Below are 25,475 nucleotides of genomic sequence, written 5' to 3' on the forward strand. Positions count from 1 at the left end.
AATGGACAATGCCCATTCACAATTGGAGCCTTTGTCTATCTCAGTTAGCGATTTATTTTGAAGGACGTTTAGACAGCGTGCTCGAAATTTAAACTTAACCTGACACAGAATTTCGAACGCCCTCGAGCATTCTTTCTATTATATCTCATTTTTGGCGGAGCAAGCATTTGGCTGCTACTGGAGTCCTTCGTTAAAACTAATGACAGTACATTTCCTTTACTATTAATGTTTAGCATTGGCTCATTCTTATTGGCGTTAATGTTCCTAATTGCTAGTTCTGCATTTTCAGAGTGTAAAAAAATTATTCGTAACTTCAGTCCAATTGATTGATTATCAGTCTCCCAAACAGCTCTCTTCTTTCCTCCGTGGAGAGCTGTTTTATCTCCCTAACTAATCTGTCCACTTTTGATTCATGTTGAAAAGTCCCGAGCAAATGTGCTGTTGTGATCCCTAGTCCCTGCCTAACATGTTCAATATCCAAATGCTCATAGGTGCTGGCTGTTGTTTAAATCCTTAGGGCTATGCCCTAGCAATTTACTTGCAGTTTATTTTACCACTACGCATGACGTCCCAACTGGCTATGGTTAGCCGTAAATCGTAAATCGTAAATGGTGACAACTCTTATTAATGATTAGGCCTTTTCAGTACCCGGCGAAGTACAGCATGTTCTGCTATGCCAAAAACTGCCTTTACCCATCTAGCGCTCATCTCTTGGTGGTTCAAAGAGGGTCTGACTGAGATCGCTGTGAAGCACGCTTATTTGTTTGGGGGCGCCGTTTTCGGCCAAGGTTAATATGCCTAAGCCGCTGCGATTGACGAGGCGCTGGCTGCTATGACCATTGGGGCGGCGGCCACGAATGAGCATGCGTTTACGCTTAGTAAACCAGTTTAATGGCGAGAAATAACCATAAAGCCAGCCATTGAGTTTATCAAAACAGGGCAATAGTCTTTCAGGAAACTGATTCTTAATGCCGCTGCAGGTGATTTGATATATATGCGGGCTGCCGTGGCGAAAGCGAATGCGAATATCATAGCTAAAGGAATAGTGCACATCCCCAGATAAGATCACAAATTGCTGCGGTGTCTTGCGGTGCATAAAGATGCTCAGCAGGGCATTGGCGGCCCCTGGGTGCGCCATCCAATTTTCGGCATCCACCAACAGTGAACCGCCTATTAAAGTGGCTGTGCGCTGAATAGCTTCAATAAACTTAACCCCAAACATGGGCGCGGGAGAGACGATAATCACCTTGTCTTGACCGATTAGCTCTTGCTGTAAATCCATCAAGGCTTCCCAGTCCATCAAGCCTGAAGGTTTAGCTAAGTTGGATTCGCTGCGCCAGCGGCGGGTGCGGGTATCGAGCACCACAAGCTTAGGGGAAGTATTGAGGCTGTAATGCCAATGCTCGAATTTAAGCAAGGCTTGGATCAGCACATCTTGTGGGCCTGCAGTCTCATCTGCACTCTTAGCTACATTCTCATCTGCACTCTCAATAGCTTTCTCAGCAGCGTTACTCTCACTCGCAATCGCAGCAGGATTGTTCTCACTCGCAGCCTCAGCAGCGCTATGAACAGCGCAAGCTGCATCGATTGAATGGCTGTTAGTTTTGGTTTCTAGCGTGTTAGCTTGGCTAAATAGCTTATTCATCAAGGGCAACAGCTCAAGCTTGAACTTGTCTGGATTATTGCCAAGGCCTTGAAATAAGGTGTAGCCAATTAAGGCATTGCCTATGATGCGTTTAGAGAAGGCATGGCCGTAAGTGGCTTCCTCCCAGCGGGCGGTGAGGTTCCAGTCATCGGTAACGTCATGGTCGTCAAACATCATGTAAGTCGGCACATGGGCCAGTAAACGCCTGACTTGACCTAAGCCTTTGGCAAACTCAGCTAAATAGGCTGCTTGTTTTTGCCAGCGCAGGGTATTTGCTGGCGTCATACCCTCTGGATTTTCAGGGATATCAATGCATTGCCATAATTCTGGCGACCAAGTTAACAGGTATAAGGCGATGACTTCCCCTAGGCTCACCAGATGATTTTCCGCTAAGGATGAGGTAAAAATAGGATGATTGCGATACCAACGCCACAGGGCGGTTTTAGCGGGATATTGAGTATGGGGCAGCAAGTGTTTATGGCGCTGGTAGAGGGCGCTAAAACCATAATCTAGTTCATCACTGTGGGTTATTTTTGCCCCTTCAAAGCCTTCTTGTTTTAGCCCTAACAGCGTAATGACTTGGCCTATGGCATAGAGCATGGGGGCCGCGATATCATCCACGTAGACTTGATCGCCACTTAACATCAGTAGGCTAGGACGAGCTTCAAGGCTTAGGTCTTGACTTAGGCGGGTGTCGGCGGCTTTTAGCGCATCATCGCTGTGATGATGGGGGTTACGGCAAGAGCCGTGCAGCATTTGGCTGATGTCAGGCTTGATGTAAAACCTAGGCCCGTTTTCAGAGTTCGCGTCTTGGGCGGGATAAGTTAACTCGCTGACACTTGCGAATAAGTCTGGATAACCCTTGGCGCTTAATTGGTAGTTTATGGCTTGATTACTGGCCAACAAGTCTGTTTGTTTTAGGTGCAATAAGTAGTAAAACGCCTTCTCGCCTAAGGCGAACGCTTGCAGATGCTCAGGGGTTAATGCATGGCACTTGTCTGCCAGGGTGAGCTCAAGCTCAGTTAAAGGCTCGCGGCTTACCCAGCATAAGGTGAAGTTGTCATTGTCACAGTGGCGCAGAAAAGGGCCGGCCAAGATCAGAGCTAAGTCAGCAGTCATAAATACGTTTCTGCGGCCTATTGGGTGAAATACTATTGATTGTAAGGGTAAACATCTGGATTAGGTTTGCAAGTGCTAATTGTTTCAAGCTGTGAACGGGCTAAAATTTTCAGTTTGCACTTGCGGTCAAGGTTAGAGCACTGTTTTCGCTGAAAGCTATGTTGAAACTGTCATGGGGCGTTCACGAAAAAATGTCACACAGAGCAGCAATATTTTCCCCATGACCATCAAGGCAATAACGCCTAAGCTGATCAGTATGTCACTCTGGGTCAAGCTTAATATTCCTGCGCCAAGGATGTAGCCCCAAGTTTGGTATTGAGATAATGCCGAAGTGGCGATGACTTTATCTTGTGGGCTGAGCTTTGCACATAAGCGGCTTAATACCCTAAGTTGAGTGCTAGCAAATGCGATGCTGATAACGGGGATGGCAAGGTACAAGCCCCAAGTTATATTTTGTGCGGTTAAGGTGATACTTGCCAACATCAAGAGGCTGACAAACAGCATGACCCCAAGATGCTTTTCAGTATAAAAGCGTGATAGCAAGCCATGAGTGCACAACATGCTGGCCGCCGAGAGGCTCATTAATATTGAAATAAACTCGCTGGCATCCCGAGTGTTTAGCCCAAGCCACTGCAAACTCATGGGGGTGAGTAGGTAGCAAAACACGCTGTAGCTGGCACACATCAAGGCCATGACTAACAGTAATAGTTTATCTGTTGTTTGTAGACTGGCTTTTGCTGGCGCAGCAACTTGATCCATGGTCGTCGCTGCAGGCTTTAGAGCATTTGTCGCAGCGTTCGAGTTGATGCTTGCTTGAAGGCTTGGCAAATAGCGCCAAATAGCTAGGCAGCAAAGCAGTGGCAAGGCAGTCAAGAAAACCATTGGCGCTAAACCGTCAATCCAAATTAATCCCAGCGCCAAAGAAGGGCCAATTAAACGACCTGCTGCCATGGCTGCTGATAAGCGAGCGAGCCCTTTCATGGATGCTTTGCTAGCGCCGTTAATCGTAGTGCTGCTAGTCGAAGCACTGTTAATAACCGTTCTGTTAATAATAGTGCTGTGAGTATTGGTCTCGACTTGCGCTTTAGTCGGCATTTCAGCGCTGGCTATCCAAGCTTGGCATGTGGGCACAATAGCCGATGCGGTTAACCCATAGATAACCCTTGCCATCACCATTAAGCCAATGACCCAAACGGGCGTTAATTCCATGCTTTGGCTTAACCATAATAGCCCCAGTATTAAAGCAAAGCTTAAGCTAAAACCGTAAACCCCTTGATAGAGTACAGGCTTAACCCCTTGACTTAGGGCTTGTTTTCCCCAAAACGGAGTGCTAATAAGGAATAACGCTGAACCAAGAGTCATTATGATGGCTAGTTCACTTAGGCTGAGCGTGGTCAGTTCGATAAACATCGGGGTGTATACGATCAATATGCTTTGGCTTAGACCTAATAATGGGGCTGTGATAAACAAAGGCCAAGTTGCACTTTTTAGTGGAAATGATCGCATTTTGTTATTCTAATTGTAAATTTTGTTGACATGATAATGATAGAGATTATCATTTGCAACCAAATTCAATCGGTCGTTTAAAAAGGTTCATTGTTTATGTTGCCCCCTATGCCTGTAGCCAATGTGGATCTCGCAGCTCAATGTTTTTTCAATGGTTTAATCAAGGAGCTGAATCAAGATACCTGTAATTGGACTGTCGATGAGGCGCAGCAAGAGCTACATTTGCCACTGCTTAACGCTAAGGCAACACTAAAACTTCCCTACCAGTACTTGTCTGTTTCAGGCCCCCATGAATTTCGTTTTCCTTGCTTACTGAAACAAGGAAATACACTAACCGAGTGTGACTTTGCTAATGCCTTGGCACTGATTTTAGATGAAAGCCATATTGTCGGAGAACTCAGCGCTGAGCAGAAAACACTCTTTACTGAAAGAGTGCTTCAAAGTCATGAAAATACGGCATTTTCACTTAAACAGCGTCAGCAAGAGTTAAGTCAATTATTTACAGGGCAACTTAATTTTATTGAAGCCGAGCAGGCGCTATTTATCGGCCATAACATGCATCCCGCGCCCAAGAGTCGCTCAGGTTTTAGCCCCGCAGATTTTTGTTATGCTCCTGAAAGTGGTGAAGCCTTTGCTTTGCATTGGTTTGCGTTAGCGCCGCGCGCTATTACAGGTGAAATGCACAGAGCTGACTATCGCCAAACGATTGAGCAGATAGTGGCGGATTTAGGCTTAACCGCGGATCTCTCTGCTAGCGCCAAGGCTTATCCCAATAATTTTCAGTTACTGCCAGTTCATCCTTGGCAGGCAAAAATTTTGCTACAACAAGCCGAAATAAAGGCGCTGATAAGTCAGGGCGATCTTAAGGATTTAGGTCAACAAGGCGGTGGCTGGCGGGCGACAAGCTCCTTGCGAGCCATTTACCATCCCAATTGTCGTTTTATGCTGAAGTTTTCATTAAGCGTTAAGTTAACTAATTCCATTAGGCATTTATCCGTAAAAGAAGTGCAGCGTGGCATGCTGCTAGAGCAAATCCTGGATACTGAGGCTGCCCAAGAATTCAGCCAGCGCTATCCTGATTTTACCATTATGGGCGAGCCAGGCTTTGCGGCAATGACCTCTGCATCGGGTGTATTAGAGCAGAGTTTAGTGGCCTTTAGGGTGAACCCTTTTATGGCTAACCCAGACAGACAAGCGCTGGTGTTGGCGAGTCTCACCCAGGCTAATCCTTTAGGTGGCTCCAGCATGCTGGCCAATATTGTTAGCCGTTACAGTGAGCAGCAAGGCGTCAGTACAGCTAAGGCGGCTGAAACTTGGTTTGGCGCCTATCTTGAAAAGGTACTTGAACCTTTATTGGCGGCCCGCAGTGATTACGGATTGATTTTCTTAGCCCATCAGCAAAATATCGTGGTGGATCTGGCTAATGGTATTCCTGCAGGGCTTTTTTACCGCGATTGCCAAGGTACTGGCTTTACCTGCGCAGCACAAACGCGCTTTCCTGACGTGCTAGGTGATGCCGCGCCAGAAAACTTTATGCCTCACCAGTACGTAAACCCATTTATCAGTTATTACCTTATATTTAATAGTAGCTTTAGTGTGATAAGCGCGTTATCTGCCACAGGTTTAATTGATGAAACACGGCTATTGGCCCAATTTAGGCTGTTTTTAGGCCATTTGGCTCAAAAACAATACCTAGACAATAGTTTTATCAGTTATTTACTTGATTCAAAAAGCCTTATTTTCAAAGGTAACTTCTTTGTTTATTTGAGCAACATCAATGAAAACACCATAGAAGATCCTTCTACTATTTATCGTGAGATAGCCAACCCTTTGCGCCAACGTGAGGCTAATAACGTCAAGCAAGTGCAGGTAAAACGCTTGCCAGATAATCGCTTGCTTAGGTTTGCGCTTAGTGAACAGTTGAGTATCGAAAGCCCTGACTTTACAGCCAGCTTGAGCTTTATTCAGCATGAGTCTGTGCTTGAGGTGGTGACAACTGATGCCAGCCAAAAAGGGTTCGATGGTCTGCAAATGCTGTCAATTATTGAGCATTTGTTTTATCTCGCAGGACATAAAACGGCCAGCAGTTTGATGTTGCCTTTGGCTGTTTGGCAGCGCCTGTGCATCGCACCGCCTCCTGCTTGGATGCAGGTTAAAGAGGCCATGTTAGTGATAACCCAAGGCCAGTTTGAGCAATCGAGCACTTTATGGCTGGTTAATGCTCAAGGAATAGCTGAAACCACGGCATACCTTCCTGTGCTTACGAGTATCACTCAAGGTAGCCAAACCATACCTGTCACTCATCCGCTGCGTCCAAGCCATCCGCAAGGGGTATTTTACCGCAGATTCAATTATGAATTAGGTCAAGAAATTAGCTTTAAATTAGCCTGCCCAGAGCAAGACTTGGCCGTGTTTCATCAATGGATGAATCAGCCAAGGGTTGCCAGTTTCTGGGAATTAGATAAAGACCAAGCTGAGCTGAAAACTTACCTTGAGAATGCACTCAGTACCCCACATCAGTTCCCAGTCATCGCCATGCTTGATGGTATCGCCTTTGGTTATTTTGAACTCTACTGGGCAAAAGAGGACAGATTAGGCGCTTATTATGAGGCGCAAGATCACGATCGCGGCATGCATTTACTTATCGGTAATGAAGCCTACCTTGGCAGCCAATACTGGCGTGCTTGGGGCCAGGCACTACGGCAATATTGCTTTATTAGTGACCCAAGAACCCAGCGATTAGTGGGCGAGCCTAGAGTCGACAATGCACGTTTGATAAAAATTTGGGAATACTTTGGTTACCAGAAAATCAAGGAATTTGATTTTCCTCATAAGCGTTCTTCTTTGGTGATGTTGACCCGAGATGATGCGTTTTTTCCTAAGAAGCCAGTGGGGCTATAGCACATGGATGACATGCAACATTTCACACTTTTTGGTGTCGGTATCGGCCCTTTTAATTTAAGTATTGCGGCGCTCGCTCGAGACATAGGCGAGCTTAATGCAGGCTTTGCTGATGCGCACTCGAGTATGACCTGGCATCCCGGCTTGCTGCTCAATGATGCCAGAATGCAGACCAGCCCACTTAAAGATATGGTGACTGCGGTAGATCCTACTAATCCATTGTCTTTTTTATCTTATTTGGTGAGCAAGAGAAAAATTTACGCCTTTATGGCGGCGCAAATGCAGACCATTAGCCGATTAGAATTTGCGGATTATCTGGCTTGGGTTGCTAGCAACATAGATAACCTGATGTTTGATAACCCAGTAGAGGCGATTGAGTTTTCAGACAACAAATTTGTTATTCACACTAACAAAGGCATTTTTACCAGTGAGCACCTGTGTTTAGGCACAGGTAAGCGCACGCATGTCCCTGAGTTTGCGAGACCCTTTGTTGGTGAGCATTGTATTCACGCAAGCACCATTGGCCGTGAAGATCATGATGGCAAACAACGCAGTTACGAAGGCAAAACCTTAGCCATTATTGGCGGCGGACAGACAGGAGCCGATGTGTTCTTGAATCTGCTGCAGGGGCAATGGGGCAAACCGAAGAAAGTGATTTGGATTTCTCGCAGGCCAAACTTTCAGGCCCTAGATGAAGGGGTATTTAGCGATCAGTATTTTACCCCTAACTACGGTGAGCTGTTTTATGGCTTAGATAAAGAGGTGAAACAGCGGGAAATAAGCCAGCAGAAACTCACCAGTGATGGCATAACCAGCGTTTGCCTTAAAGATATTTATCAGCACCTTTACCATGAAACCTTTATTCAAGGCAATGTGGGTAAATGGGTACTTCAGCCCCACAGGACTCTTACAGGATTGGCTAAACAGGGCTCAGGTTATTGTTTGACGCTAGTGAATGGGTTGACAGAGAAAACCGAACAATGTCAGGTGGATGAACTGGTGTTTTGCACGGGTTATGAGTCGTCATTACCCGCTTATTTAGGGCCAATTAAAGATAAATTGGCTCTGGATGAGAAAGGTGATTTTCAGCTAAATAAGGCGTTTAGGGTTAAGTGGAACGGGCCTGAAACTAACCATATTTATGCTGTTAATGCTGGGCTAAATAGTCACGGCATTTTAGAGCCTCAGCTGAGCCTTTCAGCGTGGCGCAGTGCCACAATAATTAACGACCTTCTTGGTAAGTCGCACTTTGACTTGACTCAAGAAGTTAAATTAATTGATTGGGGCCACAAAGAGTTGCAACAAGAAACTGCTTCATCATATTGATAATATAAGGAATAACCAAGTGTCAAAGTTCAAGTTAAGTCGTCTGCAATGTGCGCTAATATCTTCATTTTGTTTAAGTACTTTTGCGGTTAACGCGGCTGATAACAGCACTGAAATGGAAGTCATCAAGGTAACCGCTAAGCCTTTCGAAACTCCGGTGTCGTCTCTGCCAGGGGCGGTGCAAATTATTAGTGAAGATGAAATTCTGTCTCAAGCTGCCTTTAGTGCCGATGTGTCGGCGTTATTATCCAATCTTGTGCCTAGCTATGGCCCTGACACTCAGATGATGTCGAGCACTTATCAGGGGTTTCGCGGCCGTAAAGCCATTGTGATGATTGACGGCATAGTGGTGTCTAACTCATTGCGCGATACCAGCCGAGTTTTGTCATCAATCTCTATTGAAGATTTGGCCCGTATTGAGGTTATCCATGGTGCCAGCGCTGTGTACGGTAACGGCGAATCAGCAGGTGTTGTGAACTTAATCACTCATTCAGCCAGCAGCGAGTCATTGGAGTTTTGGAGCCAAGTTAAAATGGACGGCTCGGTGCATAATGGCGATGCGCTTGGCTACCATGCCAGCCAACGAGTGTCTGGCACCCAAGGTCAGTTTAGTTATTTAGCCCAGTTAAATTGGCGTGACTCTGGCACTTTATTTGATGGTAACGGCAAGCAAGTACCGTCAGATCCAGCGGGGCGTGGCGGTCAGGGTGAGCTTAAAGATTTAGACGGGCTAGTGAAATTTGGCTATGAAATCAGCCCAGACTCAAGCCTTGCCTTGAACCTTCACAGCCGTAAAATTGAAAACCAATTAAGCTTTGGCCGTAAGACGATTTTTGGTGATGTGGTTGTGGTCGATATGACCAAGCCTTTCACAGGTGAAGCCCCTTACAGCGAAAACAGCTATGGCCAGATTGTTTATGACAATCAAGATATTATGGGTCATATGCTGAGCTTAGACTTAAGCGCTTCAAAAAGTGAAAACACCCAAGCGAACAAGGTATTAACCCTATCTGAAAAGCAAGCGCTGCGCATTGCATTGCAGCCGTTATCTTTGCCTCGTGAGCAAGATACTTTCACTTATGGTATTGATTACCAAGTGGATAAAACTAAGCAAATTAGCTCAAAAGGCATTTGTGAAATCTGTAATGTTGAGCAAACCAACATAGCGCCATTTGCCGAGTATGAATTCGATCTTGGCGACTTAATGGTGCAGTTTGGCGCCCGTTATGAAAACTTTGACTTAGATGTCCCGGCTTACACGGCAACTGGGGCTTATGGCTATACCCCGTTTGCAGGTCAAACCATTGGTGCGGGTGAGCTAAGCTATAGCAAAACAGTGTTTAACTTAGGCGCTGTGTATGACTTAGGTGTGGGTGAAATTTACGCTGGTTTCTCACAAGGTTATGGCCTAGGGGATTTACGTCGTCTGCGCTCTATTACTGTGGCAAATGTGAATGAATTTGAAACTGAAATGATGCCAACGCAGGCCGATAACTTCGATTTAGGTTACCGTGGCAACTTTGATGATTTAAGCTTTGATTTAAGCTTCTATTACACCCAGGCTGAGCGCGCGCAAAGCTATGTGGATATCTTAGATCAGGTGATTTACGCAAGCTTATTTCAAATTGATAAACGTCTGCAGTACGATTTAAGCAAAACCTTAAATCCAGATGCCATCGATGCGCTGGTTAGCCGTGATGAAAAAACCTATGGGGTTGAATTTACTTATCAATATGCTTTAACTGATATGTTAGGTGTGGGCGGTACCTTCAGTTATAACCAAGGCGAGTACAAGCACCCTACCAAGGGCTGGCAGGACATGAACTACTCGCGCATTAGCCCATTTAAAGCCACAGCCTTTATGAGCTTTGAGTTAAATGAAGACATGGGCGGCCTAGTGCAAGTGAATTATGTGGGCTCGCATGATGGCAATGAGCAGATGACATTGGCACTGCCACAAAATGGCATGTGGGGTAGCTTTGAAGGTTATAGCTATTACAACTCGCCAACTGAGTCTTACGCCACTGTAGATTTGTCTCTGTATTACAACACGGATGTGGGTAACTTCACCTTAGGTATCAAGAACCTATTTGATAACGTTTACCAGCCAACCTATGCACAAATGGGCAGCGGTAGCCTCTATGGCAACATAGATTTACCTAATAACCCTATGCTAGATCAAGTGGAAGGTTTAGTGCGTGATTACGCCTATCAAGACAGCTACAATGCCCAAGGCACTACCTTTATCTTAGGCTACAGCATCACCTACTAAGTTTTGCTGGCTTTTAAAGGGGATTTCTCTGGGGTGAAGACTTTTGACATAGCACCACTATGCCTTCAAGCCTTCGCTTTGATTAATCTCCTTTAAACTCCCACAAATACGATTGGTATAAGTTGAAAGTGGATAGAAAAGTTGTGATTTTGATAGCAGAACAGCAAGCCTAGGCTTGCTGTTTTTTTTGATCTTGCTAGGGTAAAGTGCCACATTTTAGCTCGCCAGTTGAATGTGTTTTCCAAAGCGCAAACTGTTCGCTCCAGTCATATCAACTCGATTAGGAAACCCGTATTTTGTCTAAGCGTGAAGCGTCAGCGGTGCAAATGTTAAGCCGAGGGCTAGGTTCAGCGGATCAGCTTGCCTTGCTCAGAGCCTTAGGTTGGTTGCTGCAATTACTGCTGACCTTAGTGGGTGAGCAAGCCTTTGGTTTAAGCTTGCAATTAACTCCAATTACTTGGGTATTAAGCCTAGCGTTTGGCTATTTATTGATCACGATTTGGTATCGCAAAGGGCTATTTTTAAACGAGATAGGGCTGTTTTCAGTATTGCTGATAGACAGCTTATTGTGGACGGCCTGGCTGTATTTTTCTGGCGGCGCGACCAACGCTTTTATTTCGCTATTACTCCTACCCATAGCGCTTGCTGCGGTGACCTTGCCTTTATGGGCGGCGTGGAGCCTGACGGCATTATCGACCTTAGCCTATAGTTTGATGATTTTTTTTGTGCCCGGTAGTGAAATGACTCTCGCGGCTACTGCTATGGATCCCACCGCTATCGATCACAGCGCCATGGGGCATGAGGTTATGGCGCAGATGGATCATGGCAGCATGGACATGGGCTCTCACTATTTAGGCATGTGGCTTAACTTTGTGGTGTCAGCATTGGCATTAACCACCTGCGTAGCCTTGATAGCGAAGCGAATGCGCAAACAAGATGCGCAGCTTGCTTATCACAGGGAAGCACAATTAACCCAAGAGCAGCTGCTTGCTTTAGGCACTGCTTCGGCGCAGATGGCTCACCAATTAGCAACGCCGTTATCGAGTCTGCGCTTATTGCTCGATGAAGCCAAAGAAAGTGCCTTGCCTCTTGCGCAGCAAACAGCAACCTCAGAAGAGATGGATGTGGCATTGGGACGTTGTGAGCACACCCTTAAAGAGTTGCGCTTAGCCACAGAAAGCATAAGATCCCGGCGCATTAGTAAGCAAAGTGTGGTTGAGTTAATCCAAGATTTGCAGCACAGCTGTTTGCTGTTTATGCCCCAAGCACAAATACACTGGCCAGATGCCATAGTGAGTCCTTTGGCAGAGATAGAACTTAACACCGATCCCAGTGTGGTACCCGCCTTGATGGCCTTAATTGAAAATGGCCTTAGGGCCAGCATGGAGCATATTCAGCAAGCCAAGGTGCATATAGACGTGGCCTTACTGCCCGCGAGTCAAGGCATTGGCCTGCGCATTCGTGATTTTGGCCAAGGCATAGCGCCGAGTTTATTGGCTCAATTGGGCAATAGATTAGTGCAAAGCCCCAAGGGACTTGGGGCTGCGCTATTACTCAGTCATGCAAGTTTTGAGCGTTTGGGCGGGCAATTAATTTTGGCTCACCACCCACAAGGTGGTACGGTTGCCGAAGTGAGCTTACCCACAGTAAGTAAACAATAGCGAAACAGAAAGGACATCATGAAAAGGCTACTTATCATTGAAGACGATCAAGCATTGGCGGCCATCTTAAGCCGCCGAATGGCGCGCCATGGGTTTGAGTGTCAGCAGAGCTATGATGCCAGCGATGCGCTATTAACGGCGCGGCATTTTCAGCCGAGCCATATCTTATTGGACATGAAATTAGCCAAAGACAATGGCCTTAATTTGATCGTACCGCTACGTAATTTATTGCCGCAAACCATGATGGTCTTGCTGACAGGCTATGCCAGTATTGCCACCGCGGTGGAAGCGATGCGTTTGGGCGCAAATAACTACCTTGCCAAACCTGTGGATACCCACACCTTACTGACAGCCCTTGAAGCTGGAGATAATCAGTCCTCGCTGAATGAGGATAATCAAGAAGATACCCTTGATGATTTACCCTTAAGCCCCAAACGTTTGGAATGGGAGCATATCCAGCAAGTGCTTAATGCTAATCAAGGCAACGTCTCAGAAACCGCTAGACAACTCGGCATGCACAGACGCACCCTGCAACGTAAACTGCTTAAAAAACCAGTGTTTTCTTAGCGGCTGAGTTCCCCAGCTACTTATAAAACTCACTCAATCATTTATTTTTTCATCGGCTTAGGTTAGGCGTTCAATTATATTGTTTGCAGGAATAAGTTGACTTTATTTTTTCCTGAATCTTTAGCTTGATATAGCGCAAAGTCAGCTTTTTTGATTAATTCCCCTAGAGATTTTGATTCATTTTTGAGAACTGTGAGTCCTAAGCTAATAGTAAAATTTATTTTAGTGTTGGTTAATTGAATGGGGGTGGAAGCAATGCTTTCTCTAAGGCGCTCTGAAATAACTAGTGCTTCTTTCTCACTGGTATTAGGTAAGATAATTAAAAATTCTTCACCGCCAATACGACCAAATAAATCATTTCTACTAATACAATTGGTGGCTCTTTTGGTTAATGCTTTTAGTGTTGCATCACCAACTGGGTGCCCATAGGTATCATTGATAGCTTTAAAGTCATCAATATCAAAAAGGATTACGGACACTGGCTGCTTACATTTTATCGCTTCTTCTATTAATTTGGTTCCTTTGCTTAAAGTGTGCCTACGGTTAGCGATACCAGTAAGGAAATCTGTCTGAGCTTGTTGTTTAAAGGTCTTAAGATAATGGAGTAGAAAGCCTATTGCAGTTAACAATAACGTAACATATAGCGTCAGTTTAAGGTTTGCAATACGTTCTTTATCTTGTGCCGAGGTTAACATTAACTCATTAATAGCCAATTTATTTTCAAGTAACTCATTTTCAAATTCAGTCAGTTTTGCACTGTGTGCCATTGCCGAATTAATCGCTTTATTCTTTATGATTTTTTGGTTTTCTTGTTCAACTTCATCAATGACTTTAAATAGTGCATTAACTGCTGCCACATGATCTTTCTTACCGAAAGCGACAATGGCATCCGCTTTAAGGATCATGGTTTTTTTATCTTTTCTAAAATCAGTATCTAGTTTAAATTGCTGCGCCATTATCGCGGCTTTTTCTGGTTGGCCGCTTCTCATGTAAGCTAAGGCTAAATATAAGTAGCCGCTGGTTACAAAATACTGCTCACTGGTGGTGTGCTTTAATGAAATGGCTTTTTCAAAATTAACAATTGCCTTGTCATAAGCTTGTGTTTGAAGCGCAACACGACCGGCATTTAAATATGAGAAAAAGTAAAAATCTTTGAATTCAGGTGCCGTTTTGGCTAATAAGAGCTGCGCTGTGATGCTGCTATTGGCTTTATCCCAATCACCTAAGACTAAGGCTTCGCTGAACATGTTGTATTGCATGTTAAACATATCTTGTTTATCGTTAACTTCCATCCAAGTTTGGTAAGCTTTCTCGAAGTTGCTGTAACCAAGCTCATGCAAACCGACCGAGCGGTATAAATTACCGGTAGCATTATAAATCATCGCCTTACGGTTGACGTTTATCTTGTCACTTTTATCGGTTAATTCCATTGCTTCATCGAGAAGCTCTATACCTAGGTAAACAGTGCTAGGGTTGTCATAACAAAATGCATTTTGAGTTAAGGCTTTCGTTAATAACTCAGTATTAGCGTGACGACGAGCATAGAGCAGCGCTTTCTTGCGATCGATGCAATAGAGACTAGGGTTATTGGTTTTTAGGTATACAGCGTAGGAGCGCTCAAGGTAATTATTGATTAATAAATCTGAAACAGGTAATGCTTTGACAATGGCGATACTTTTATCATAGCTCTGAATCGCAAGATCGAGTTTTCGAGCTTTTTCGTAGACTTGCCCGAATAAGAAATACAGTTCAGCGCGTTCTATGGCGGATAAGTTACTGCTGCTGATCTCAAATGCAGTGAATAGTGCGAGAGTCTCTGCGGTTGTATGGTTTGCTGAATAGTCTTTAAACTTTGCTAGCGTATTATTTGAAGATGCTTGGGCTACAGGGGGAAAGCAGATTAAAAACACACAAATTATTGTTGTTTTTATTATAGTGGCGAACATGACTAACCTCTGACTTATAGAAACTTAACAGCTAATTTTCGGCGTAATCACGCGTTATAGTTATATCAGTTAAGTGCAACATTCCGTGTTTTGAGGGTATAGCAAGCTTTACATTAAGCCGCATACTGAGTCACAAATAATTGTAAACTCATTCTATACCCTCCTCTAAAGTGGAGCTGCGGCAAGATAACAGATTTTTACATAAACGGATATTAATTCATCAGTTTAAAACGTAAATGGTGTATAAATATTGGCTTAAGCCTTCAATGCCATCATTAACGAGTGGGAAATTAAAGTCTAAGTGGACTAAAGAATGAAGTATTTATCAGGGCTCTGTCTTGTTGGTTGAACTTTAGGGATGTAAAGCGCTTGGGCTTTGAATGATAGTGATTAGAATAAGATGCTTAGATGCTTAGATGCTTAGCTAAATAGCTAAGCAGCTAAATAAGGCCTTTAACTTATAACAAGGGGTTATGGCTGCTGGCGAGTGGCGGCGAGTACGATTTCACGCACGCAGACACTTTGTGGCTGCTGCCAAGCAAACAAGGCGGCTGAGGCAACTGTATCTGGGCTTATTACGCCGCCCATGTCTTGCTTCCAACCTTCATATCCCGCTTTGATATCTTCATTGGTGGTGTGGCTTAATAACTCAGTTTCTACCGCGCCAGGGGCTATGGTGATCACGCGAACATCATCCATTGCCACTTCTTCACGAATATTTTCAGTTAATGCATGTACGGCAAATTTAGTGGCGCAATAGGCGGCGTGGTTAGGGAATGTTTTACGGCCAGCCACTGAACTGATATTGATTATGGTGCCAGTCTTACGGGCTTTCATTGAAGCCAATACAGCATGCATACCATTGAGCACGCCCATTACGTTCACATCTAGCATGGTGCGCCATTCTTTGGGGTTTTGCACATCGGCGTGACCCAGTAACATAACGCCAGCATTATTAATAAGGCAGCCTACAGGTCCAAACTGGGCTTCAGCGGTAGCGATAGCCTGCTCAAGCGCCTTGGCATCAGTCACATCGACGCCAATGGTCAGGGTATTTGATAACCCCAGTGCATTCATGGCATCTATACGGCGCGCCAGTAACAATAATGGATGGCCCGCTTGATTGAAAGCCTTCGCCATGGCGGCACCAATACCCGATGAAGCGCCAGTGATCACCACAAGTGGCAAGTGAGATGAAGCAAGTTGATTTGTATTTGTCATTGGTATTTCCTATTAATGGTTTACACTGCAGCCCTTGGGCGTTGCTAAGCTATAACAAGCTTTATGCTTGGGAATGGTGTCAGTATAGGAGCCATTAACTGTGCTGAAAAATACTAATTTCCACTGGATATGATAGCTTCAGCCTATGACAAACTCAGGTTATGATTAACGCTGATGACGGCGGCGTTACTGATAATGCTGTTGATGGTAACTGCGCTGCAACGGCGCACAATTTAGAGGTAGGGCTATGGTCGACTTAAGGTTATTGCGTTTTTTTATCGCTATTTTTGAAGAAAATAATATTACCGCCGCAGCTAATCGTTGCCATGTGAGCCAGCCGTCATTATCTGCAGGGCTTAAACAGCTGGAGCAGGAGCTGGGCGGTTTATTGTTTGAGCGCAGTAAAAAAGGTGTAAAGGCCTTAGATAGTGCTCACTACTTATACCCGTTAGCGCTTAAATTAGTGGAGGAAGCCCGCCAGTTGCCGGGCTTATTTAAAGCAAAGGCTGCGCGGCAAAAGCTGCGTTTGGCTGTGATGCCCGATATCAGTCAGTGGCGCTTGGCTCAGTTACTTAAAAAAATTCAACTGGCTATCCCTCATCTTGATCTTGAATTGGTGGATTACCACAGCCCAGCGGATTGCCGCTTAACCTTGGATGCCCTGCGTCACGAAGAAGAGATTTTCTTTCCACTTTGGGAGGAGGATTACGTGCTCTGCGTGCCACTGGGGCATGAATTAGCAAGGGCTGAGCAGATAAAGCCTGAGCAATTACATGGGTTTGATTTTATCGAATGCCCACCTTGCGAGGCCCATCAACAGACTATCGGCTTATTGGCGTGCAGTAATATGTCGCTAAATCTAGTCGCAAAGGCTGAGTCAAAATCTTTGGTGATGTCTTTAGTGTTAGCAGGTTTTGGGGTGAGCTTTTTGCCTGATGGGTTAATTGAAGATGAGCCTAGAATAGTGCAAGTTAAGTTTGATGGCCCAAGAATGTTTCGCCGTATCGGCCTGTGCTATCCGTCTCACCAAAGTATTGCCCCGACCTTAGCGCTGTTACTGCGTTATCTTGCTAAAGGTTGATTTATAATTCTTAATTATCAATTAGTTGTTGTTTTATTGTATTTTATTTTAATTAAAGATTAAAAAGATTATTAATTCCATGCTGCCAGCTGATTTTAGCTGCTATCTTTAATTGACTTCCCTAAGTCAACTGCAGGAATCGAGATGACGCAGCCGCAAAAACGCCTAATGTTGAGCTTAATGTTTATCGGTTTTATCCCCTGCACTGGGCTTTATGCGGCTGAAGTTGACAATGAGTTAACCCATCAATCTCTCTATGGGTTTAAACTTTCGATTGTGAATATGCCTATCAGTGGCTTTGCTTCATCGGCGGGGACAGGTCAAATATCCGCACCTGAGGTGGCTACTCAATGGTTGAATTTTGACCAAGTGAGCCATCAGTTACAGCTCAGCTATCAGCTAGATGACTTTTCTTTTTCCATTAGCACTCAGTTAAGCACACACTCAGATCAAAGGCTTTCCATAGAGGCGGCTTCGTTAGCGCAAGCCTTGAGTGATTCTGGAGTATGGGCACGGCCTAACAGTGACTATCAATATTGGCGAATTGGCGGCGCTTATCAAGCGATGGAAAGGGTAAGGTTATCAGTGAATTTTCAGCAAGATAGCCAAGGTATCCATGAGGATATTTTCTCAGTCGCCACTGAACTGCAGCTTAATCCTGATTTTAGGGTGCAATTTATTGGTCTAATTGGCAGTGATGCCAGTAAAGGCGCGCTACTTAAAACCTCCTACCATTTCTAGGTTTATCGCTCATTCTCTTGAATAAATGAGCAATTCAATCAGCAGGCTAAACTCATTAACATCATCAGTATCCTCATGATATCAATGCGTCAATAAATCAATGCATTAGTGTCAGTACAGACTGCACTGCCAACACCAGTGCGCTAATGCTGCATAGGATCAAGGTAGCATTGCGGGTCTTTTGTTTATCTACTCTACCTACTAATCTTCCTGCCACTAAAAATCCCAATACCACTGACGGCAGCAGCATGCAGGAAAGCCATAGGTGGCGCCAGTTCAACAAACCTGTGACGGCCAAAATAATTAACGCGATAAGGGAGCTGAAGATAAAAAACGCAGACAAGGCGGCGCGAAATTGACTGGCATCTTTACCTGCCAGCAAGATAGCCATGGGCGGCCCACCAATGGCAGCGATATTGCCAAAAATACCTGAAATGACACCTGCTATAAATAGACTTATTCGGTTCACTGGCACACTGAATTTAAACACACTAAAGATGACAGCTATAGCGACAATGGCCGCGATCACTAACCCTAGAATGGCTTGAGGTGCCAATATCAATAAACTTGCCCCAAGAAAACCACCGGGAATGCGTCCAAGTAAGGCGTATTGTAAGCCATTGAATTCTAAATGACCGTGTTCGCGAATTAAGGTCAAAGCTGAAATAGCAAAGCCCATCATGATAACGGGGGCTGGGACGAGATCTGGTTCAACCAAATACAGTAGCGGACTTGCAACCACTGCTAAACCAAAGCCGATTAAGCTTTGAGTGATGGCAGCGAAGAAGATAATGATCGCCGCTAGGGCAAGGCTTAGGGGATCGATAATCAAAGGAGAGACCTAAAAGTTAACGGCTAGGTGAAAGTTTGGGTTAGCGCAACATTGATGGACTAACCCTATAACACTTGCTTGGCGTAAGTGGCTAAAAAGCGTTTATTCTAGCTCTTCCCACTCAATGCCCATAGCTTGCATCATTTTTTTGGCTTCGCTGGGTATACCGTCAATTTGATCTTTTGATAGATCTTCATCATTTGGCAGAGGTTGCCCAGTATAGGCATGCAAAAAGGCTTCACAGAGGAGTTCACTGTTGGTTGCGTGTCTTAGGTTACCCACCTGGCGACGAGTGCGTTCATCCGTCAGTACCTTGAGTACTTTTAACGGAATAGACACAGTCACTTTTTTTACTTGTTCGTTCTTTTTGCCATGTTCGGCGTATGGGCTAATATATTCGCCATTCCACTCAGTCATTAACTCACCCTTAACTTGAAATTCGGTGCAGATTTTAACCCCTTACAGGCCACAGTCAAATTATTGCTACTATTTGTTGTTGATTGCAAATAGATTTCTTTATGTTTGGACGTTTAGATGGCTAATTGTCTTGACCATAGTAATAATTATGGTAGATTTAGCCATCTAGACATCTGAAAGTCATTTTATGGAGCCCACATGGATCAGCCTAAACTAGCCACCTTGGCAGTGCGTCAGGGTATTGAATCTGATAGCCAGCATGGCGCAGTGGTGCCACCGATTTACTTATCGACCAATTACAGCTTTGAAGGGCATCAAAATCCTAGGGAGTTTGACTATAGTCGCTCAGGTAACCCTACCCGTAACTTATTGGCTGAGGCTTTGGCGAAATTAGAGCAAGGCCACAGTGCGGTTATTACTTGCACTGGTATGGCGGCTATCACCTTAGTTACCAGTTTATTAACCCCTGATGATGTGTTAGTCATCCCTCATGATTGTTATGGCGGCAGTTATCGCTTATTTACCCATTTAGCGGCTAAAGGCAGTTTTAAGCTTGAGGTTATCGATCAAAATGATGCCAATGCCTTAGCGAAGGCCTTACTGCTTAACCCCAAGTGGGTTTGGTTAGAAACGCCATCCAATCCGTTACTTAGGGTGGTTGATATCGGTGAGATTTGCCAGCTTAGCCATCAAGTGGGCGCTAAAGTGGTGGTGGATAACACCTTTCTTTCCCCTGCATTACAGCAACCTTTAGTGCTAGGTGCCGACATCGTGGTGCATTCCACCACTAAATATATTAATGGTCACAGTGATGTTGTCGGCGGCGCTGTCATTGCTAAAGATGCCGAGATTGGTGAGCGCTTAGATTGGTGGGCAAATACCTTAGGATTAACCGGCAGTGCATTCGACAGTTACCTCACTTTACGGGGACTTAGAACATTAAGTGTACGAATGCGTCAACATCAAGAAAATACCCAATTAATTATTGAGTCCTTAATTAACAGTCCAGTGGTGAATAAGGTATATTACCCAGGTTTAAAAGCCCATCCAGGTCACGAAATTGCATTAAAACAGCAACAGGGATTTGGTGCCATGTTAAGTTTTGAGCTTAAAGGCGCAGAAGCCGCTTTGGTGGCCTTCTTAAGTGAGCTTAAATTGTTCAGTCTTGCCGAAAGTTTAGGTGGTGTGGAAAGCCTAGTTGCAGTGCCTGCGACCATGACCCACAGAGCTATGACTGCACAGGCCCGTGATGAGGCTGGCATTAGTGATACATTATTGAGATTATCCGTCGGCATTGAAGATGGCGTTGATCTCGTTGCCGATATTGAAGCGGCCTTAGCCGCAGTTGCAGCACTGTAAGTCGTTGTTTAAGGAGTTAGGAATGACGCGTAGTCATTTACATAAGTTTGGTGGTTCAAGTCTTGCTGATGCTGATTGCTATCGCCGTGTCGCTCATATTCTGTTGACCCATGGTCACAGTGATGACTTGGTGGTGGTATCTGCTGCGGGCAAGAGCACTAACTTCTTATATAAATTATTGAATCTGCGTGATACCGGCCAGCTATGGCAGGAAGAGTTGCAGGTGCTGATAAGTTTCCAGCAGACACTCATCGAACAGCTATTGTCGAACGAGCAGGCACGAGATCTCCGTGAGCGCTTGTCTAACGATAAAGCCCAGTTGGCAAGTTTACTGTCCCTTGAGCTGCGTAATGACTATCAAATCAGCCATGTGGTGAGCTTTGGTGAGCGCTGGTCAGCCCGTTTAATGGCGGCATTACTGCGTGAATCTGGAGTGGCAGCAAGTCATGTGGATGCCTGTTCTATTTTGGTGGCCGATGAAGGCGCAGTGCCGAAAATCCGGGTACCAGAATCAAAAGCTAAAATTCAAAGTTTGCTTGCAGAGCGCGCTAACGAGCGTTTGGTGATAACCGGCTTTATTTGTGCCAATGCACAAGGGGATACCTTATTACTGGGGCGTAATGGCTCAGACTTTAGCGCCACTTTAATCGCAAGCCTTGCCGACATTGGCCGAGTGACCATTTGGACCGACGTTGAAGGCATATTCAATGCCGACCCCAATAAAATTAATGATGCAAAGCTATTAAAAAGCATGTCCTTAGCTGAGGCGGATAGACTCGCTCGCTTAGGTTCTCCTGCTTTGCATTCGCGCACCTTGCAGCCATTATTTAATACCCAAGTGAGCCTAGCAGTACGCTCAAGTTATGCATCACACACAGATTTTACCTTGATAGCCCCGCAAAGCTCTTCCGCCAGTGCGCCAGTGGTCACCAGTTTGCCCCAAGTGGTGCTATTTAGCTTTAAGCTTGATACTCATGACTCACAATCCCAGTTTGCGCCAGTATTGGCAGCATTAACTTCAGCAGGACTTACACCTCTGGCTCATTGGGAATATGGTGCAGGCAAGCATGAACTTGCTTTTATGCTGGAAAATAACAAGCAAGTTGCCGCACTGTTGAATAAACATGCACAGGCATTTGCTTTAACTGAGCTGCAATTCAATCTTGATTTAGGCTTAGTGGCCTTGGTCAGTGCCGATGCTGAGCATTTCAGGCGCAGTTTTGCTCGCCTGTTAAGCCGAGATGCAAAACCGATTTATCAAGACGAGTTAAGCCTAGTGACCTTAGTGCCGCAGGCGCAAGTGAACCTATTAACTCAGAAAGTTCACCGCCGCTGCGCCGGTCCCAAGATGCGAATTGGAGTGTTATTGCTGGGAGTGGGTAATATAGGTGAAGCTTGGGTGGATTTATTTCGCCGTGCCAATCACTCCCTTAACAATGAACTAGAAGCCAGTGTTGAGCTGGTGGGGATTGTTAGCTCGAAAAAAGCCTTGATTGCCGAGCAAGGAATTGACTTAACTCATTGGCAGCAAACCTTTGAAGAAAAGGCCTGTCAGTGGCAATACGAGCAGCTCTTTGAGCACTTAGATAAGCTTGATTGTGATGAAATTGTAGCGCTAGATATCAGTGCCAGCGCCAGTTTGACCTTGCAATATCCAGAATTATTCGCCCGAGGTATTCATGTGGTTAGTGCTAATAAGCTAGCAGGCTCAGGGCCCTTACCCTTTTATAAAGAGTTAAAACAACAACTCAGCAATCGCAGGCTGTTTTGGCGCTATAACGCCAGTTGCGGCGCAGGTTTGCCTATCCAACATGCCCTTAATGATTTACGCAATAGTGGCGATACCATTGAAGCTGTGGGGGGGATTTTCTCTGGCACTTTATGTTGGTTATTTGAAAATTTTGACGGTAAAAAATCATTTTCGGATTTAGTGCTAGAAGCTAAATCATTAGGGCTGACAGAGCCCGACCCAAGGGATGATTTATCTGGTCGTGATATGCAGCGCAAGTTACTTATTCTTGCCCGTGAGATTGGGCTTGGTATCGAGCTTGATGATATTAAGCTGCATTCTTTAGTGCCGAGCGAACTTGTTGAGTTACCACTAGCAGACTTTTTAGCGCAGATTAGCACTCTTGATAGTGATATTTTACAGCAGTACTTAAGTGCTGCTGAGCAAAACAAGGTGCTGCGTTATGTGGCCTCACTAGATAGAATTGATGGCAAACTGCAAGCAGAAGTCGGGCTTAAATGGGTCGACAGTCATCACCCTTATGCAAACCTAACTCCCGGTGACAATGTGTTTGTTATTCGCAGTGCATTTTACCAAGGTAATCCACTGATCATTCGCGGACCAGGTGCTGGACGAGAAGTTACCGCAGCAGCAATCCAATCAGATCTGGTGCAAATTTGTAAAGATTTACTCCAAGAATAAACCGTGATAACAGCCAGCTTACATAACATATAACCTAGATGTTAATATCTAGGTTATATATTCAGCGCTTCAACGGCGGGTTTTAAAAATGCTACTCTGCACCTAGCATTTCTCATCATTAGCGCCAGCTAAGCCATACTCTATCCCTGCTTACCTCCATTATTCGTTCTCGCTTTCCCCCAAGAATGTAAACATTAACCCTTAAGTAACAAAATTAACTTTAAAGTTACCTTGTTAGCCGCTATCTTGTAGGTAACAATATTGGTGGGTTAGTGATACATATAGATATTAATATATTGATTTGTCAAAATATTTACTTATGGGTATAACAACGCAGCACTTTATAAAAACAATAAAATACTGGAGTTATTAGTTATGGATGAACTCGTTAGCACGATTAATGGCGTGATTTGGAGCCCGGCACTGATTTTTCTTTGTCTAGGTGTAGGCCTTTATTTCACTATTCGTAGCCGTTTTGTGCAGCTGCGCCATGTTCCTGAAATGATCCGTTTAATATTTGATGGCAAAAGCAATGCTGCAGGGGTTTCTTCATTCCAAGCATTGGCCATGACATTAGCAGGGCGCGTAGGTACTGGTAACATTGCCGGCGTAGCAACAGCCATTACCTTTGGTGGTCCAGGTGCGCTATTTTGGATGTGGATGGTGGCCTTCTTTGGTGCCAGTTCAGCGTTTGTGGAATCGACCTTAGGTCAGATTTATAAAGAAAAAATTGATGGCGAGTTCCGTGGTGGTCCAGCATTTTATATTGAAAAAGGCCTAGGAATGAAGTGGTACGCGTGGATTTTTGCTGTGGCGACTATTTTTGCCTGTGGTATTTTACTTCCAGGTGTACAGGCAAACTCAATCGGTGCTGCGTTAGAGACCGCCTTTGGTCTCAGCCCTAATGTGACCGCTGCTGTGATTGCGGTATTACTCGGTTTTATTATTTTTGGCGGCGTTAAACGTATTGCCAGTTTTGCCAGTGCGGTGGTGCCCTTTATGGCGCTGAGCTACATTATCGTAGCCTGCGTTATCATTGCGATTAATATAGAGCAGTTGCCTGGTGTGGTGATGCTAGTTATCCGCAGTGCTTTTGGCTTAGAGGCTGGCTTTGGTGCTATTTTAGGTTTAGCCATTATGTGGGGTGTTAAACGCGGTATTTACTCTAACGAAGCCGGACAAGGTACAGCACCTCATGCCTCTTCAGCCGCCGCCGTAAGCCACCCTGCAAAACAAGGTTTAGTACAAGCGTTCTCTGTGTATATCGATACCTTGTTTGTCTGTTCTGCAACGGGTTTTATGCTGCTTATCACAGGTCTTTATAATGTGCAGGGGCCAGATGGCGTCGCGATGTTTACCGGTATTGCTGGCGTTGCTGCGGGACCGGGTTACGTGCAAACAGCCATGGAAAGCATGATGCCAGGCTTTGGTAATATGTTTGTGGCTATCGCATTATTCTTCTTCGCGTTTACCACGATTATCGCTTATTACTATATTGCAGAAACTAACATCGCCTACATCAATCGTTTGGTTCACCGCCCTTGGTTAACCCTGCTACTGAAGTTCGCACTAATGACGGCTACTGTATATGGCACGATAAAAACGGCAGATCTTGCATGGGGTCTTGGTGACATAGGGGTAGGTTTGATGGCTTGGCTCAACATTGTCGCGATATTACTGCTGCATAATAAAGCGTTTGCTTGCCTTAAAGATTATGAAGCGCAAAAAGCTCAAGGCTTAGATCCTGTTTTTGATCCAGAAGCCATGGGCATTGACAACGCCGATTTTTGGATTGAGCGTAAAAAACAGCATCAGGCTATTGCAGATGAAGCTGCTGCAGCTGCGCTAGCCAATAAGATGCCGTAACGGTTGTTAATTTAAGCTAGTTCACATAATCCCAAAGAAAAACCAGCAAATATTGCTGGTTTTTTGTTATTGAAGAGAGTATTGGCTGTTATGGGATATACCCCGAGAAGTGGATTGCGGGTCGATCAGATTAGCTTGGTGAGATAAAGCCTAGGCTTAAGGCTAAGTCCAAGTGAGATCACAGTGTCATCAACTAAGGTGATATAAGTGGGATTTTTGATAAAGATAATGCAGCATTTTTATTTTTGAGTGCTATTGTTAAACCTAAGCCTTGGTGATTCTTTCTGATGATAGTGTTAATGAATATCATGCTTATATACCAAGGTCGTGAAAGAGTGATGAGATGGATTCATTTATGTGGATTGAGTGCTCGGCGAGGTTTCAGCTCGCAGCCAACTCATCATATTTAGTGTTAGTACGATATAAGATCAGTTAATTAACCTTAGCTAGGAGGTATAGGAAACTACAAGGCAAACTTTTTATCCAATAAAGACTTAATAAAAAGGAGTCAGTAATAAAGCGTAAACAAGTTAGTTTTATAGTTAGTTTTATAGTTAGTTTTATAGTAATTTGATATTAGTTTG

16 protein-coding genes are annotated in these 25,475 nt (G+C 44.7%); 10 read left to right on the forward strand and 6 right to left on the reverse strand.

What is annotated here, in order from left to right; all coding sequences use genetic code 11:
- Positions 1 to 697: 697 nt before the first annotated feature.
- Positions 698 to 2,764, reverse strand: a complete 2,067-nt coding sequence (locus H5073_RS16685) for an alkaline phosphatase family protein (RefSeq protein ID WP_182680701.1) — start codon at positions 2,762 to 2,764, stop codon at positions 698 to 700.
- Between the two features lie 156 nt (positions 2,765 to 2,920).
- Entirely contained in the window at positions 2,921 to 4,270 is a 1,350-nt protein-coding gene (locus H5073_RS16690) for a hypothetical protein (protein WP_182680702.1), read from the reverse strand.
- A 96-nt stretch (positions 4,271 to 4,366) separates the two neighbouring features.
- Between H5073_RS16690 and H5073_RS16695 the strand changes: the two genes are divergently transcribed.
- The 5 genes from H5073_RS16695 (at position 4,367) to H5073_RS16715 (ending at position 12,997) form a co-directional block, all read left to right on the forward strand.
- Positions 4,367 to 7,171: a GNAT family N-acetyltransferase gene (locus H5073_RS16695; RefSeq protein ID WP_182680703.1), complete on the forward strand. Its 2,805-nt coding sequence runs from the start codon at positions 4,367 to 4,369 to the stop codon at positions 7,169 to 7,171.
- 12 nt (positions 7,172 to 7,183) lie between these two features.
- Positions 7,184 to 8,497, forward strand: coding sequence for a lysine N(6)-hydroxylase/L-ornithine N(5)-oxygenase family protein (locus H5073_RS16700; RefSeq protein WP_182680704.1), 1,314 nt, complete (start codon positions 7,184 to 7,186; stop codon positions 8,495 to 8,497).
- A gap of 19 nt (positions 8,498 to 8,516) precedes the next feature.
- A complete protein-coding gene (locus tag H5073_RS16705; RefSeq protein WP_182680705.1) occupies positions 8,517 to 10,769 on the forward strand; it encodes a TonB-dependent receptor plug domain-containing protein in 2,253 nt (750 codons plus the stop codon).
- 326 nt (positions 10,770 to 11,095) lie between these two features.
- On the forward strand, positions 11,096 to 12,430 hold the full coding sequence (locus H5073_RS16710; protein WP_182680715.1) for a HAMP domain-containing sensor histidine kinase: 1,335 nt from the start codon (positions 11,096 to 11,098) through the stop codon (positions 12,428 to 12,430).
- Between the two features lie 18 nt (positions 12,431 to 12,448).
- Entirely contained in the window at positions 12,449 to 12,997 is a 549-nt protein-coding gene (locus tag H5073_RS16715) for a response regulator transcription factor (RefSeq protein ID WP_182680706.1), read from the forward strand.
- Between the two features lie 74 nt (positions 12,998 to 13,071).
- Here the strand turns inward: H5073_RS16715 and H5073_RS16720 are convergent, their stop codons facing one another.
- A complete protein-coding gene (locus H5073_RS16720) occupies positions 13,072 to 14,943 on the reverse strand; it encodes a GGDEF domain-containing protein (protein WP_182680707.1) in 1,872 nt (623 codons plus the stop codon).
- A gap of 471 nt (positions 14,944 to 15,414) precedes the next feature.
- Entirely contained in the window at positions 15,415 to 16,164 is a 750-nt protein-coding gene (locus H5073_RS16725) for an SDR family oxidoreductase (RefSeq protein WP_182680708.1), read from the reverse strand.
- A gap of 247 nt (positions 16,165 to 16,411) precedes the next feature.
- Between H5073_RS16725 and H5073_RS16730 the strand changes: the two genes are divergently transcribed.
- Both H5073_RS16730 and H5073_RS16735 read left to right on the forward strand, forming a co-directional pair.
- Positions 16,412 to 17,245 (forward strand): LysR family transcriptional regulator, encoded by an 834-nt coding sequence (locus tag H5073_RS16730; RefSeq protein ID WP_182680709.1) that lies wholly within the window; start codon positions 16,412 to 16,414, stop codon positions 17,243 to 17,245.
- A gap of 144 nt (positions 17,246 to 17,389) precedes the next feature.
- On the forward strand, positions 17,390 to 17,986 hold the full coding sequence (locus H5073_RS16735; protein ID WP_182680710.1) for a hypothetical protein: 597 nt from the start codon (positions 17,390 to 17,392) through the stop codon (positions 17,984 to 17,986).
- 97 nt (positions 17,987 to 18,083) lie between these two features.
- Here H5073_RS16735 and H5073_RS16740 read toward each other — a convergent pair whose 3' ends face one another.
- Together H5073_RS16740 and metJ are read right to left on the reverse strand one after the other, a co-directional pair.
- Entirely contained in the window at positions 18,084 to 18,815 is a 732-nt protein-coding gene (locus H5073_RS16740; RefSeq protein ID WP_182680716.1) for a sulfite exporter TauE/SafE family protein, read from the reverse strand.
- A 105-nt stretch (positions 18,816 to 18,920) separates the two neighbouring features.
- Positions 18,921 to 19,235, reverse strand: coding sequence for a met regulon transcriptional regulator MetJ (metJ, locus tag H5073_RS16745; RefSeq protein ID WP_182680711.1), 315 nt, complete (start codon positions 19,233 to 19,235; stop codon positions 18,921 to 18,923).
- Between the two features lie 198 nt (positions 19,236 to 19,433).
- On the opposite strand from metJ, the gene metB reads away from it, so the two are divergent.
- The 3 genes from metB to H5073_RS16760 all read left to right on the forward strand — a co-directional run bounded on the left by metB (position 19,434) and on the right by H5073_RS16760 (position 24,891).
- The gene (gene metB / locus H5073_RS16750) at positions 19,434 to 20,594 is read left to right on the forward strand and encodes a cystathionine gamma-synthase (protein WP_182680712.1); all 1,161 of its coding nucleotides are present in this window, start codon (positions 19,434 to 19,436) and stop codon (positions 20,592 to 20,594) included.
- Positions 20,595 to 20,616: 22 nt separating this feature from the next.
- Positions 20,617 to 23,025: a bifunctional aspartate kinase/homoserine dehydrogenase II gene (locus tag H5073_RS16755; RefSeq protein ID WP_182680713.1), complete on the forward strand. Its 2,409-nt coding sequence runs from the start codon at positions 20,617 to 20,619 to the stop codon at positions 23,023 to 23,025.
- Positions 23,026 to 23,400: 375 nt separating this feature from the next.
- Entirely contained in the window at positions 23,401 to 24,891 is a 1,491-nt protein-coding gene (locus tag H5073_RS16760) for a sodium:alanine symporter family protein (protein ID WP_182680714.1), read from the forward strand.
- Positions 24,892 to 25,475 lie beyond the last annotated feature (584 nt).

Origin of the sequence: Shewanella sp. SR44-3, assembly GCF_014163735.1 — a bacterium.
GTDB lineage: Bacteria > Pseudomonadota > Gammaproteobacteria > Enterobacterales > Shewanellaceae > Shewanella.

Excerpts from the sequence above, each read along its gene's own strand:
- H5073_RS16700 (WP_182680704.1), top strand. The coding sequence starts at position 7,184 with ATGCAACATTTCACACTTTTTGGTGTCGGTATCGGCCCTTTTAATTTA.
- metB (WP_182680712.1), top strand. The coding sequence starts at position 19,434 with ATGGATCAGCCTAAACTAGCCACCTTGGCAGTGCGTCAGGGTATTGAA.
- H5073_RS16725 (WP_182680708.1), bottom strand. The coding sequence starts at position 16,164 with ATGACAAATACAAATCAACTTGCTTCATCTCACTTGCCACTTGTGGTG.
- H5073_RS16685 (WP_182680701.1), bottom strand. The coding sequence starts at position 2,764 with ATGACTGCTGACTTAGCTCTGATCTTGGCCGGCCCTTTTCTGCGCCAC.
- H5073_RS16755 (WP_182680713.1), top strand. The coding sequence starts at position 20,617 with ATGACGCGTAGTCATTTACATAAGTTTGGTGGTTCAAGTCTTGCTGAT.
- H5073_RS16735 (WP_182680710.1), top strand. The coding sequence starts at position 17,390 with ATGACGCAGCCGCAAAAACGCCTAATGTTGAGCTTAATGTTTATCGGT.
- H5073_RS16760 (WP_182680714.1), top strand. The coding sequence starts at position 23,401 with ATGGATGAACTCGTTAGCACGATTAATGGCGTGATTTGGAGCCCGGCA.
- H5073_RS16690 (WP_182680702.1), bottom strand. The coding sequence starts at position 4,270 with ATGCGATCATTTCCACTAAAAAGTGCAACTTGGCCTTTGTTTATCACA.
- H5073_RS16710 (WP_182680715.1), top strand. The coding sequence starts at position 11,096 with ATGTTAAGCCGAGGGCTAGGTTCAGCGGATCAGCTTGCCTTGCTCAGA.
- metJ (WP_182680711.1), bottom strand. The coding sequence starts at position 19,235 with ATGACTGAGTGGAATGGCGAATATATTAGCCCATACGCCGAACATGGC.
- H5073_RS16695 (WP_182680703.1), top strand. The coding sequence starts at position 4,367 with ATGTTGCCCCCTATGCCTGTAGCCAATGTGGATCTCGCAGCTCAATGT.
- H5073_RS16720 (WP_182680707.1), bottom strand. The coding sequence starts at position 14,943 with ATGTTCGCCACTATAATAAAAACAACAATAATTTGTGTGTTTTTAATC.
- H5073_RS16730 (WP_182680709.1), top strand. The coding sequence starts at position 16,412 with ATGGTCGACTTAAGGTTATTGCGTTTTTTTATCGCTATTTTTGAAGAA.
- H5073_RS16715 (WP_182680706.1), top strand. The coding sequence starts at position 12,449 with ATGAAAAGGCTACTTATCATTGAAGACGATCAAGCATTGGCGGCCATC.